Origin of the sequence: Enhygromyxa salina (genome assembly GCF_000737335.2) — a bacterium.
GTDB lineage: Bacteria > Myxococcota_A > Polyangia > Nannocystales > Nannocystaceae > Plesiocystis > Plesiocystis salina_C.
The window spans coordinates 1-12398 of record NZ_JMCC02000167.1; the positions used below are offsets into that span (position 1 = coordinate 1).

At 68.8% G+C, this 12398-nt stretch carries 12 protein-coding genes; 6 read left to right on the forward strand and 6 right to left on the reverse strand.

Going from position 1 to position 12398, the window contains the following annotated elements:
* The first annotated feature begins 57 nt into the window (after positions 1–57).
* From DB30_RS38650 to DB30_RS38675, 6 genes are all read left to right on the forward strand, one after another.
* Positions 58–804, forward strand: a complete 747-nt coding sequence (locus tag DB30_RS38650) for a hypothetical protein (protein WP_052558866.1) — start codon at positions 58–60, stop codon at positions 802–804.
* A gap of 58 nt (positions 805–862) precedes the next feature.
* Positions 863–1777 (forward strand): hypothetical protein, encoded by a 915-nt coding sequence (locus DB30_RS38655; protein WP_052558868.1) that lies wholly within the window; start codon positions 863–865, stop codon positions 1775–1777.
* A 122-nt stretch (positions 1778–1899) separates the two neighbouring features.
* On the forward strand, positions 1900–3165 hold the full coding sequence (locus DB30_RS38660; RefSeq protein WP_240480428.1) for a DUF4215 domain-containing protein: 1266 nt from the start codon (positions 1900–1902) through the stop codon (positions 3163–3165).
* Between the two features lie 32 nt (positions 3166–3197).
* On the forward strand, positions 3198–4334 hold the full coding sequence (gene proB / locus DB30_RS38665) for a glutamate 5-kinase (protein ID WP_052558872.1): 1137 nt from the start codon (positions 3198–3200) through the stop codon (positions 4332–4334).
* Positions 4331–5698, forward strand: a complete 1368-nt coding sequence (locus DB30_RS38670) for a glutamate-5-semialdehyde dehydrogenase (RefSeq protein ID WP_052558873.1) — start codon at positions 4331–4333, stop codon at positions 5696–5698. Before proB ends, DB30_RS38670 begins: the two co-directional genes overlap by 4 nt.
* Positions 5699–5771: 73 nt before the next feature.
* Positions 5772–6743, forward strand: a complete 972-nt coding sequence (locus DB30_RS38675) for an alpha/beta hydrolase family protein (protein ID WP_146662581.1) — start codon at positions 5772–5774, stop codon at positions 6741–6743.
* A 23-nt stretch (positions 6744–6766) separates the two neighbouring features.
* Here DB30_RS38675 and DB30_RS38680 read toward each other — a convergent pair whose 3' ends face one another.
* The 6 genes from DB30_RS38680 to DB30_RS38705 all read right to left on the reverse strand — a co-directional run.
* Positions 6767–7717, reverse strand: a complete 951-nt coding sequence (locus DB30_RS38680; RefSeq protein WP_240480429.1) for an acyl-CoA/acyl-ACP dehydrogenase — start codon at positions 7715–7717, stop codon at positions 6767–6769.
* An 82-nt stretch (positions 7718–7799) separates the two neighbouring features.
* Positions 7800–8888, reverse strand: coding sequence for an alkane 1-monooxygenase (locus DB30_RS38685; protein ID WP_052558878.1), 1089 nt, complete (start codon positions 8886–8888; stop codon positions 7800–7802).
* Positions 8885–9529, reverse strand: coding sequence for a TetR/AcrR family transcriptional regulator (locus DB30_RS38690; protein ID WP_052558880.1), 645 nt, complete (start codon positions 9527–9529; stop codon positions 8885–8887). Before DB30_RS38690 ends, DB30_RS38685 begins: the two co-directional genes overlap by 4 nt.
* 98 nt (positions 9530–9627) lie before the next feature.
* A complete protein-coding gene (locus DB30_RS38695) occupies positions 9628–10074 on the reverse strand; it encodes a hypothetical protein (RefSeq protein WP_146662583.1) in 447 nt (148 codons plus the stop codon).
* Between the two features lie 82 nt (positions 10075–10156).
* A complete protein-coding gene (locus DB30_RS42010; RefSeq protein ID WP_205633168.1) occupies positions 10157–11056 on the reverse strand; it encodes a hypothetical protein in 900 nt (299 codons plus the stop codon).
* A 232-nt stretch (positions 11057–11288) separates the two neighbouring features.
* Positions 11289–12398, reverse strand: a 1110-nt coding sequence (locus DB30_RS38705; RefSeq protein WP_052558886.1) for an MATE family efflux transporter, incomplete at its 5' end; no start/stop codon positions are given.

Below are 12398 nucleotides of genomic sequence, written 5' to 3' on the forward strand. Positions count from 1 at the left end.
AGCCCAGATCGGGGCGGGGCTCGGCCCCAACGACATCACCTACATCGAGGCTCACACTTGCTGGGTCCCGCGCGAGGGATCATCGGACACGCCGCGCTGGATTGGGTTGGACCGAGCGTCGCCGAGGCGCGGCTGCCCACCCGCGACGGCAGCGGCCCGCTCCACGCCACCAGCTTGCTCGAGCGCTTCTTGTTGCTCCCGGTCACCTCGGCGCTGCGCCGGCTCACGCTCGCGGGCAGCTTCACCCAGCACCCCGCGCTGGGCGAGCTGCTGGCCGGGTCGCGCTGCGCGGCGAGCTTGCGCGCGCTCGAGCTGTCCGAGCTTCGCCGCCTGACCCTGCGCGACGCGAGCTTCGAGCGGCTGCGCGAGCTGAGCCTCGACGCGCTCGAGCTCGAGCTCGACCAGCTGTCGGCGCCGGCGCTGCGATCGCTGCGGGTGGTGCTGCGGTTTCCGGGGGACGACATCACCTCGACCTTCGCGGGGCTTCACGCGCCAAGACTCGAGCACTTCGAATTTGGGACCCAGACCTATGACTATTGGGACCAACACCAAGGCCCGCTGCAGCGACACCTGCTCGCGACCTTGCAGCTGCCTTGCTTCGCCAAGCTGCGCTCGCTGACGCTGCGCTCGCTGGGCGAGTCGCTGCCCTATCACACCGGGCTCGCGCAGATGCTCGAGCGGATCCCGGCGATCGCCACGCTCGAGCGCATTGACCTGCGCGAGGCCAAGATCCCTGCGGGCGTGCGCACGGAGTTCGAGGCGAGGCGCACCCAATTGCCCGGTCTGCTGCTGCCGCCTCCATAGCGCGGCCTATCTACAAAACACCTTTGCGGTCGTTGGCCGCCTCGCGTACCGTCGAGGCGTGGCACGCGGCGCAAAGGTCCTGATACCGTGCAGCTTTGCGCTCGTCGCGTGCTACCCCTGGGGCCGCGCGGGCATCAGCGAGATCGACGTCGGCGTCGATGTCCGCGTCGACGCCATCATTTTTGTCCCCGAGCGAAACGGCGGGCTGTTTGCGGCGGTCTCGGGTGGGGCGGTCGTCGACCACGATGGCCAGCGCTGGGACCTCTCTGACCACGCGCTTCGGGCCTCGAGCACCGACGATCTCGGTCGCTACTGGGTGTGTGGCGACCACGGCTATCTCGCGTTCACGGACATCGACCCCGCCCAAGCGGTGGAGCCCACCTGGTTCCCGGTCACGACCGGGGACGAGCGAGATCTCTACGCGATCGTCGCAGACACGGACCACGTCGTCGTGGTTGGCGATGAGGTCCTGCTCGTCGGAACCGAGACCGACGGCGCGTGGGAATGGAGCGAGCCCCCAGTGCCCAGCGAAGGTTGGGGTCGGCTGCGCGGCGTCAGCCAGCTTGGGAGCGACGACGCGAAGGTGTTCCTGGCGGTCGGGCACAACGGGCGGGCCCTGCTCTCGCCAGAAGGCGCCGACACCTGGACGCCAGTAGACGGCCTCGACCCAGACATCGACTTCAACCACCTGTGCGGAAATTTGGCGCTTGGCGACGATCTGGTCCGCGCGTGGTGGACAGCCGACGGCTGGTCGATCGCATCCGGCGATGGTGATGCCGACTTCGTTGGCTGCGGCGGCGGGTTTGTCCTGAGCTCGGATCGCTGGATCTCGGAGTTCGGCGACAAGGGTCTCGAGCGGCTCTATCGCTTGCCCTGGCAGCCACGCGCGATTGATCAGCGGTTCGGCCTTCTCGTTGGGGGTGATAGCGGCCACGTCGCGTGGTGGTCACCCGGGCACGTTGGCGAATACTGAGCAACGGCGAGGAGTGGCACCCACCCCGGGGTTGGCCAGGCTTCGAGCAGGGCGCGCAGCAGCGGTGGCGGCGCGAGCCATCGGGCTTCCATGCAGGGCTGCGGGATCGGATACTGCACGCGATGTCACTCGCGTCTCGCTCCCTTGGTCTATGTCGTCGCTCCGTCGGTCTGTTCCTTGCTCTGCCCGTGGTCCTCGCGTGTACGCCCGCGCCCGCTGGCGACGACGGCTTCACGAGCTTCACCACCAATCCAACGAGTAACGGCGACGGCGACGGCGACGGCGACACGGCAGAGACCGGCGAGAGCAGCGGGGACGGGGATGGGGACACCGGCAACGGCGACTGTGGCGACGGGGTCGTGCAGATGGGCGAGGAGTGCGATCTTGGCCCGCAAAATTCCGCGTCGGGTCAGTGCACACCCAATTGCTTCATCGCCAAGTGCGGCGACGGCTTCCTGTACGAGGGCTTCGAGGAGTGTGACGACGGCAACCCAAGTAACACGGATGAATGCGTGACCGACTGCAAGCTCGCGACCTGCGGCGACGGCTTCGTGCACGACGGCGTCGAGATCTGTGACGACGGCAACGACAACGACGCCGACGGCTGCAACGCCATGTGCCTGCCGGGCTCGTGCGGCGACGGGATCCTGCAAGAGGGCGAGCAGTGCGACGACGGCAACCCCGACACCAGCGACGACTGCCCAGCCTGCCAGCTCGCCTTTTGTGGTGATGGCTACATCCAAGCCGGCGTAGAGGCGTGCGACGACGGCAACATGGCCAGCGACGACGCCTGCACCTACCCGTTTTGCGAGGAGGCCGTGTGCGGCGACGGGATCGTCTGGGCGGGCGTGGAAGAGTGCGACGACGCCAACCTCGACGACGACGACGCGTGCCCCAGCACCTGCATCCCGGCCTCGTGCGGCGACGGCTTCAAGCAGCAGGGCGTCGAGGAGTGCGACGACGGCAACAACGTCAGCGATGATGGCTGCGACGCGATGTGCTTCGCCGAGTGCGACGGCGACATCATCGTCGACGACTGGAACGGCTACACCTACTTCAAGGTCCCGGTCATGGGCGCGATGACCGATCCAAACATCGCGCAGGCCTGCGCCGACTGTGGGCTGCAGACGCCGTGCGCGGGCCCGGGCGGGTGCAACTACAACGACAACATCTGCCTGCAGACCAACAACGAGGCCAGCTGCGGCAACCCGATGATGTCGATGTCGCAGATGCTGTGCAACGCCTCGCCGAGCCAGTGCATGGAGCTGTGGGGCGTGTACCAGTACATGGGCAACAACTGGAACGGGGGCTGCGGCGCCGAGCAAAACTCGTGGTGCTCGCAGGGCAACAACCAAAACAACAAGTTCGCGCTGTGCGTGCTGCCGTAGGCGCACCCACCCCCCTGCGATAAGCTCCGCGAATGCGCCAGCGCCTCAGCGACGCCCACCGGATCGTCGTCAAGCTCGGGACCCACGTCGTCACCCACCACGGCCGCGCGTTCGCGCTTGGCCGGGTGTTCGCGCTGGTCGAGTCGCTCGCGGCCCTGCGCCGCGCTGGCAAAGATGTGATCGTGGTCTCGAGCGGCGCGGTCGGGCTTGGCCGCAAGGCGCTGGGGCTCGAGGGTCCGCTCTCGCTCGGGCTGCGCCAGGCCTGCGCGGCGGCGGGCCAGGGTCGGTTGATCTCGCTGTACAGCCAGGCGTTTGGCCAGCTCGACGTCGAGGTCGCGCAGGTGTTGCTGACCCAAGACGACCTCGCGGATCCCGATCGGGCCTTGTGCCTGCGCACCACCTTGCTGCGCTTGCTCGAGCTTGGTGCGATCCCGATCCTCAACGAGAACGACTCGGTCAGCGTGCGCGAGATCATCGAGCAGTCCAACGCCGTGTTCGGTGACAACGACGGGCTCTCGGCCCGGGTCGCGGCGGCCCTCGACGCGGACTTGTTGATGCTGCTGACCGACGTTGACGGGCTCTACACGTCCAACCCACGCAGCGATCCAACGGCGCGGCGGATCCCCTCGCTCGAGGCCGTTGACGACGAGGCGCTCGCGCGGGCGGTCGGGGGCTCGGACTCGGGAACCGGTGGGATGCGCTCCAAGCTCGAGGCCGCCCGGGTCGCGTTTGATGCGGGCGTCGATGTGTTGATCGTCGATGGCCACACCGAGCACCTGATCGAGCGAGCGCTGCGCGGCGACGACATCGGCACCTTCATCGCCAGCGCCGAGCGCCGCAGCAAGCGACGCCGCCACATCGCGCTGGCGCCCTGCGTGGGCGCGATGGTCATCAACGCCGGGGCGATCGCGGCGCTGAGCGGGGCCAAGGCTTCGCTGCTGCCGATCGGCGTGGTCGAGGTCCATGGTAATTTCACGACTGGTGGACTCGTCGAGCTGCGCGACGAGAGCGGCCTGGTGCTTGGGCGCGGACTGGCCAACTACGGCAGCAACGCGTGCCGGCAGCTCGCTGGCCACCACAGCCGCGAGATCGATCGTATCTTGGGCTGGCGCGGGTACGATGCGTTGATCACCCGCGACAACCTGGTTCTGCAGGAGCTGGATCCATGACCGAGACCGTGAGCCAAACCGTGAGCCAAACCGAGAGAGAGCCCGACCCAATTCAAGCCATGGCGGCGGCGGCCCGCCGCGCTGGCAAGCAGCTGGCCGCGCAGAGCGGTGAGGCGCGCGCTGCCCTGCTGCGTGCGCTCGCCCAGGCCCTCGAGGCGCCCAAGAACATCGCGACGCTGCTGGCCGCCAACCGTGCCGACGTCGAAGCTGCCAAGCTCAGGGCCAACACCCACGACCCGCTGTCCCCTGCCCTGATCGCGCGGCTGGGTCTGAGCGCGGCCAAGCTCGCGGGCCTCGCCGATGGTCTGCGCCAGCTCGCCGCCATGCCCGAGCTGCTCGGCGCCGTACAGATGCAGCGCGAGCTCGACGACGGCCTGGTGCTCGAGCGCGTCAGCTGCCCGCTTGGCGTGCTTGGTGTGGTGTTCGAGGCCCGGCCCGACGCGGTCCCGCAGATCACGGGGCTCGCGCTCAAGAGCGGCAACGCGGTGCTGCTCAAAGGCGGCAGCGAGGCCCAACGCAGCAACGCGGCGCTGCTCGAGGTGATCCACGCCGTGCTGGGTGCGCACGGACTGGACACCGCCTGCGTGACGCTGCTGGAGGATCGCGCGGCATTTCATGGATTGCTGAAATGTCACGATCACGTCGATCTGATCATCGCCCGCGGCTCGGGGGAATTCGTGCAATTGGTCATGGACTCGACCAAGATCCCGGTGCTCGGTCACGCCGAAGGGCTGTGTCATCTATACGTTCACGCCGACGCCGAGGCCGAGCGCGCGACCGCGATCGCCGTTGACGCGAAGTGCTCGTACCCGGCGGCCTGCAACGCGATCGAGACCTTGCTGTGGCACGCCGAGGCCCGCGAGACCAGCTGGGCGTGCCTGGCCGCGCTGGCTAAGCGCGGCGTCGAGTTGCGCGGGGATCCAGCCACGATCGAGCTGGCCGCGGGGCTCCCGGTCCAGCCAGCGAGCGACGCAGACTGGGACACCGAATACGGCGAGATGATCTTGGCGGTGCGGCAGGTCGACAGCTTGGACGCCGCGCTCGCGCACATCGAGCACCATGGTTCGCGGCATACCGCGGCGATCGTGTGCGCGGACGAGTCGAGCGCGAGTGAGGCGTTCGTAGATGGGGTGGACGCGGCGTGCGTGTTCGTGAACGCCAGCACCCGGTTCGCCGATGGCTACCGGTTTGGGCTCGGCGCCGAGGTTGGGATCGCCACGGGCAAGCTCCACGCCCGCGGCCCGGTCGGCGTCGAGGGGCTGCTGAGCTATCGCTGGCTGCTGCGTGGGCAGGGCCAGATCGCGAGCAGCTACGGGCCAGGCCTGCGGGCCTTCAAGCACCGCGACCTGATCACGAATCGGTGAGCGCCCCGGGTTCGGCTGGGTTCGAGTGCGCGGGGGTGGCTACGGCGGGCACGCGCCAGGGTACACTGGCGCCATGCGCTCGCGATTGCTCCCCGCCATTCCTGCGTTGCTACTGGTTGCCTGCACGGCCGAGCCCGAGAGCGACGGCGATGGGCAGACGGGCACCGACGCTGGCATGACCGAAGCGGACACCGGCGAGTCCGGTGATGGGGACGGTGATGGTGATGGTGATGGCAATGGCGACGGCGACGGCGATGGCGAGGATCCGACGCCTCAGAACCTGCCGACGCCAACCGGCGCCTGCCCAACCTTCGAGAGCGGGTACGTTCCATTCTCGCCGGCGTCGATCGATCAGCGCACCGTGAGGCTGTGGGTTGGCGAGGATCCGCAGCCGGGCGGGCTGTTGGTGATCTACTGGCACGCGTACACATCGGGGGCCGACGAGGCCGCGTTCACCTTGTCGGCGCCGGTCATCGAAGCGATCACGGCGGCCGGTGGCGTCGTCGCGGCGCCGTTCGCCGCCGATGACGTCGGCGAGTTTCCCTGGTTCGTCGTCAACAATTCGGATCGGCAAGACGACATGCTGTTGGCCGACGAGATCGTCGCCTGCGCGATCGAGCAGGTTGGCGTGGATCCACGCAGGATCCACAGCTCCGGCATGTCGGCCGGGGGCCTGCAGACCACGGCGTTCTCCATGGCCCGCTCTCACTACATTGCTTCGTCCGCGAGCTTCAGCGGCGGCACATTCATGCAGCTGCCCTTCGAGGACGCCAGCAACAAATTTTCCGCGATGATCATCCACGGGGGTGACAACGACATCTTTGGCGGCGCCGTCAATTTCAAGACCCTGAGCACGGCGTGGTTCAACCAGCTGCGCGACAACGGCAACTTCGCGTTCATGTGCGACCACGGGGGCGGGCACACGATCCCCTCGGGTTACGGCAGCTCCGTCGCAAACTTCTTCTTCGCGCACCCGTTCGGGACCCAGCCTTCGCCCTACGCGGAGGCGCTCCCGGCCGAGTTCCCGACCGACTGCTCGCTGTGACGACTCGCCGGCCGCGAGCCTGGCTACGAGCCCGCCCGCGCCGTCTTCAGCCGCGCGCCGCGGGCTTCGCTGGCGACCTCGAGCAGCCGGCGATCCCGAGTCCAACGCACGCGATCCTGCTCGGCCAGGGCCCGCCACGCGAGCGAGTTCTCGAGCCGGATCAGGTGCTCGGTGCTGGCCGCGAGCAGCCCACCGAGCACGCGATGGACCGCCGGCGAGAGCGGCTGCGACGACGCGGCGACCGGCAGCAACCCGGCGATCAAGCTCAGGCCACGCTCGACGAACTCGTGGGGCCAGCCAACGTGGCGACCAAGCTTGGTCAGCCAGCCGAGCACCGCCAAGAACACGTGGGCGTCCTCGATCGTGCGAAAGGGCTTGAGCACGCGCAGGTATCCGTCGCCGGGCAGCAGCTCGCTGGGCTCGACCCGGACCTCGCGCAGGCTGACCGGCGCGTGGGGCAGCTCGGGCACGAAGGTTGGGCTGACCGGATCGCCAAAGCTGACGCCCTCGCGCGCGACCGGGATCCTTGCCACGCGCAGCCGGTTGCGGCCTTGCTCGTCCTGCCCGCTGACCGCGACCACCAACAATTCGTCAGCGAGGTGGCCCAAGGTCGCGAAGCTCTTGTCACCGGTGATCCGACCGCCGCCGTCTTCGGTCAGCGTGAGCGTGCACGCGAGCTTGCTCGGGTGCGCGCCCTCGGCCTCGGTCGCGCACAGGGCCCGCCGCAGCGGCGCCTGATCTGCCCCCAGCAGCTGCCGCAGCGCGGCCGTGTAGCCCGAGCCAAACGCGTAGGCGAGCCGGTCCGCCGCGAACCCGCCGAGCACCGCGGCGGCCGCTGGCGAGGCACCGCGGGTGACCTCGAGGTGGGTCTGCCACCACGCGTCGACGCTGGCGATCGCGGGCGTGTTGGGATCGCGGCGCAGCAGCGCCTCGAACAGCTTGGTGGGATCATCGATCCGGTCGACCTCGGACATCGCCCCATCCTCGCGCATTCGCGGCGTCTGTGCATGTTGGCCCGCGCAGGGCCGCCAACCGGGCGGCCCCACCGCGGCGCAGTCAGGCGGCCTCGGCCGACAGCGCGGTCACCGGTACGCTCGCCTGCCGGGCCTGACCCACGTGGGCGTTCCAGGCCTGAACCCGGTGATCCATGACGCGAAACCACAGCGGGGGAACCAGCGCCAAGATCACCATGGTCGCGTAGCCGCTGGGCAGCTGCGGCACCGCGGCGTGATGGCGCAGGCGATCGTACTCGCGGCTGGCGAGGTAGTGGTGATCGCTGTGCCGGGCCAGGTTGAACAGGAAGTAGTTCGACACCCGGTGGGCCGAGTTCCACGAGTGCTCGGGCCGGACCCGCTCGTACTTGCCGCTGGCGAGCCGCTGACGCGCGAGGCCGTAGTGCTCGACGTAGTTGATCGCCTCGAGCAAGCTGAACGCGATCACCCCGTGAACAATGAACAAGCCCAGCGCGAGCGAGCCCATGCTCAGATAGATGCCCGCGTACACGGCGGTGAGCACCAGCGCGTAGCGGGTTCGGCGATCGCGAAGGCTCCACCACGCGATGTCCCGCTGCGCACAGCGACCGCGCTCGAGCCCCCACGCGCTGCGCAGGCTGCCGAACACCGTGCGTAGATAGAACCGATAGAAGCCCTCACCCAAGCGCGAGCTGGCCGAGTCCAAGGGCGTGGCCACGTGGCGGTGGTGCCCAAGCACGTGCTCGACGCAAAAGTGGGTGTAGCTGACGCAGGTCATCAGGACCTCGGCCGCCGCGCGGTGCAGCGGGTGCTTTCGGTGCATCAGCTCGTGGGCGATGTTGATGCCGCCCGCGCCGTTGAGGACCCCGAGCGAAGCGACGCTGCCCGCGATCTCGAGCGCGCTGAAGTCCCCGCTGCTCAGCCGCCACAGCACGTAGATCGTTGTTAGCAATTGCACGGGCACCCACGCCAGCAGCGGCACATCAAACACCCAGCGGTGGCCAACGGCCTCGTCGGGGTTGACCTGATCTTGATCGAGCAGCGCGTCGAACAGCGGGATCATGCCAAAGGTGATCACCAGCGGGACGATCGTCCACAAGCCACCAAGCTCGACGCCAAGCGCCAGCGTTGCGGGCAACATGAACACCAAGAAGAACGGAGCGATGCGATTCATTGGGGTGCCTTCACGGGTGGGGGTGCGAGAAACAACAGATTGGCGAGCTCCAGCGCGTGGTCGCCTGGGCCCCACAAGGGGACGCGCAGGCTGCCGGTCGCGCTGCGCAGCAGCAGGTTGCCCGCGACTTGGACCAGCGCCGCGCGGATCGGCAGGCCCGGTCGCAGCCGCGCTTGGCCGTGCTCGCGCAGGAACGCCTCCACGACCGAGAGCAGCGGGACCACGCGCTCGAGCATGATCGCGCGACCCGGCGTGCCGCCGCCGCGGCGGGTCGCGTCCTCGTCGTGATCGGGGTCGTCGATCAGCTCGCGCAAGATGATCGGCGCGAGCGAGGGGCGCGACTCGAGGAAGCTGGCGAACGAGCGCACCACCGCGGCGAGCTGGCCTTCGAACGCGGCCTCGCCGGTCATGAAGCGCATCAGCTGCGCGCCGAGCTGGTCGAAGGCGCGCTCGACGACGGCCCGATACAGCAGCTCTTTGGACGCGAAGTGATAGAGCAGCGAAGGCCGCCGGATACCCGCCCGCGCGGCGATGTCAGCCAACCGAGCCGGCGCGTAGCCGACCGCCGCGAACTCGCGCTCGGCCGCATCGAGGATGCGCTCGGGGGTGCTGAGGTCGTTCGCGGCAGCTTGCCTACTCACGAGTAGACAAGTAGCCTACTCATGAGTAGGCAAGCAAGCCGTCCAGACGTGACAGATCTCCGAACGCCGTTCTGCTTGCCAAGACCGCGCTTCCCGACTCAGTTGTTCTGACCCGCCGAGCCCGGGCCCCTGCGGCCCAACACGCTGCCGGGTGGCACCTCGGTGGCGGTCATGCGGTAGTAGTGCATCGTCGGCGTGAGCCCGCCGAAGGCCACGATGCCCTGCTTCTCGTCTGGAAAATAGAAGAAGGTTCCGATGTAGCGACCCGCGGCGATCATGCCGTGGATCAGCCCGCTCGCCGGGTGCTGCTGCATCTGCGCCTGCGGTGTCGGGAGCTTGGGCTCGTTGGCGTGCTTGCGCAGGACCTGCTCGAGCATCACCCGCGTGGACTTGCCGTTGAACGGCTTGCACACGTCGAGCAGCTCGGTCGTCTCGGTGATCGCCAGGAAGTCGCTGAATACCTCGGAGAAGCTGTCTGACTGGGAGCCGTCGGCGTCGCGCAGGGACTCGCGGAGCGCGGTGAGCTGCTGGGTGAGCTTGGACATGACCCCACACCAAAACATCGCGCGGTCGCCGTCAAGCGGTCAGCTTGTCTGAGCCAGATCACGACGCTGGAAACCAGCCAGCCTAAAACTGCCCGACGAGCCCCACTGTCGCCCCTGCCCGGGTGGGGGCCACCATTGGCATCCCCGTGACGCGATTGCGCCACTTTCCGTAGCGCGCCCGACGAACGATCCCGGCGATCAGCAGCGCAGCGCCACCCCCCACCGCGACGCCCGCCGTGGCCCAGCCAGCCGGGATGCTGCGCGGCGCGTCGAGATCTAGATCCGATGCGATCGCGGTTGCGACCGCGGCCATCGAACCCAGCGAGATCGCAGTGACGCCGCCAACGATCAACCCGGTGCCCATGGGCTTGGCGTCGATCCGGGTCGCGGCCTCCCACTCGGACAGGCGATGCTGATCACGAACGCCCGTGCCGATCATGATGCCGCCGGCGACCAACATCGAGACCCCCGCGGGCACTTGGCTGACGACCGGCTGGGTGGTGTCGCGGCCGCCGGCGAACTCGAAGGTCGCCGCCGTCAACAGCCCGAGCCCAGCGGTCAGCATGACCGCGCCACCGACGAAGCGACCGGCGCCGGACCACGGCGGCTGGGGCACGGCCTGCATCCGCGGCGGGGCGTCGACGAGGTAGGGCTGATCGGCGCCGTGGTTGACGACGACGAGGCTGTCGCCGCTGACGATCGCCACGTCGCCCGGCGCGGGGGCGACGACGATCGGGCCGACCTCTTCGGCGACCGGCAGCGCGTCCGCGGGCGGAGCGACCGTGATGGGCTCGACCTCGACCTCGGGTGCGGGTGCGGGTGCGGGTGCGGCCTCGGGTGCGGGGGCAGGCTCGGGTGCAGGGGCAAGCTCGGGCGCCGGGCCCTCGACGGCACCAACTGGCTCGGGCGGCAGCGCAGGTTCGGCAGGCAGCGCGGGAGGTGGGACCGCGAGCAAGGAACCTACGAGTACGAGCGACAGCATGGCGCTACTGTATCGGATTTTTGGCTTGGATCGAGCCGCGAAAAGCGACGCGGCAAATTGCCAAGACGCACTTCTGGCCGCCTCTAAGCCCATGTAAGCGTCGATCTACGCTCGCGTTGCACTCGCGCGCCGGAGGATCCCACCGCGTGTGGGTTGGGTATTTCCACCCGGCTCCACTCGGCGGCGGACCGGGCGCGCCGCTGGCCGAAGGGGTCGCTGTTCTTTGGATCGCTCACAGCTCGAGCGAGCGCCAACGACCGCGCAAGAACACCACGCCCAAGATCACGCTGCGCAGCGTCCAGTCGAGCGCCGTCGCGATCCAGACGCCGCGCAGCCCAAGTCCAAGCTGCACGCCGAGCATCCAACACCCGATCACCCGGACCAGCAGTCCACCAAACAAGGCCGCGACCACGGGTGATCGGGTATCGCCGGCGCCGCGCAATCCGTGACCCAGCACCACCGCGATCGCCATCATCGGCTGGGCGATCACGAGGATCGGCATCGCCCGCTGGGCCGCTTCGATCAGCGCTTCGCCCGACTCGCCCGGGGCCACGAACATCGGCAAGGTCCAGGCCGCGGTCGCCCAGATCAGCAGCCCAAACCCGCTCAGCGCCAGCGCGCAGGACAACGCCGCAAACCCGCCGCCGCGACCCGAGCCGTCGGGGTCGCGGCGGCCCAAGAACTGGCCGACCACGGTCGCGGCCGCGACCCCAAATCCTTCGGCGCCCAAAAAGCAGATCGACTCGAGGGTCAGCAGCGCTTGGTTGGCGGCCATCACCGTCGCGCCGAGCGCCGCGACCACGACGGCGTAAGACACGTAGCCAACGTGGATCACGAGGCGCTCGAGGATCGCCGGGCTGCTCAGACGCACGAGCTCGCGGCGGGCCAGCAACGCGGCGGGCGTGGCCCGACGACCGAACACCTCGACCACCTGCACCGGGCAGCTTGGGCGCCGCAGCATGGCCAAGGTCAGCCCACACGCGAGCGCGTAGGCCAGCACGGTCCCGAGCGCCGCCCCGGCGGGGCCGAGCTCGGGGATCTCGAGCGGGCCAATCGCCACGCCGTAGATCAGGGTGTAGTTGGCGACGATGTTGACCACGTTCGCGAGGCCACCGATCCAGAAGGTCGTCTTGGTGTCGCCGCTTCCGTTGAGGATCAGGGCCCCGGCGGCGGCCACGAACACAGCCGGGTAGGCGCAGAAGCCCACGCGCATGTAGACGGTCGCCGCCGCTTGGATCGGCTCGCTGCCCGGCCCTGGCGGCGCCATGATCTGGGCGATCCACCCAGCGCCAAGGCTGCCGACGACCCCAACCACGAGCCCGATCCCCGCCGCGATCCGCAG

Coding starts and splice junctions, on each gene's coding strand:
- DB30_RS42010 (WP_205633168.1), bottom strand. CDS start 11,056: ATGCTGTCGCTCGTACTCGTAGGTTCCTTGCTCGCGGTCCCACCTCCC.
- DB30_RS38660 (WP_240480428.1), top strand. CDS start 1,900: ATGTCACTCGCGTCTCGCTCCCTTGGTCTATGTCGTCGCTCCGTCGGT.
- proB (WP_052558872.1), top strand. CDS start 3,198: ATGCGCCAGCGCCTCAGCGACGCCCACCGGATCGTCGTCAAGCTCGGG.
- DB30_RS38675 (WP_146662581.1), top strand. CDS start 5,772: ATGCGCTCGCGATTGCTCCCCGCCATTCCTGCGTTGCTACTGGTTGCC.
- DB30_RS38685 (WP_052558878.1), bottom strand. CDS start 8,888: ATGAATCGCATCGCTCCGTTCTTCTTGGTGTTCATGTTGCCCGCAACG.
- DB30_RS38695 (WP_146662583.1), bottom strand. CDS start 10,074: ATGTCCAAGCTCACCCAGCAGCTCACCGCGCTCCGCGAGTCCCTGCGC.
- DB30_RS38670 (WP_052558873.1), top strand. CDS start 4,331: ATGACCGAGACCGTGAGCCAAACCGTGAGCCAAACCGAGAGAGAGCCC.
- DB30_RS38680 (WP_240480429.1), bottom strand. CDS start 7,717: ATGTCCGAGGTCGACCGGATCGATGATCCCACCAAGCTGTTCGAGGCG.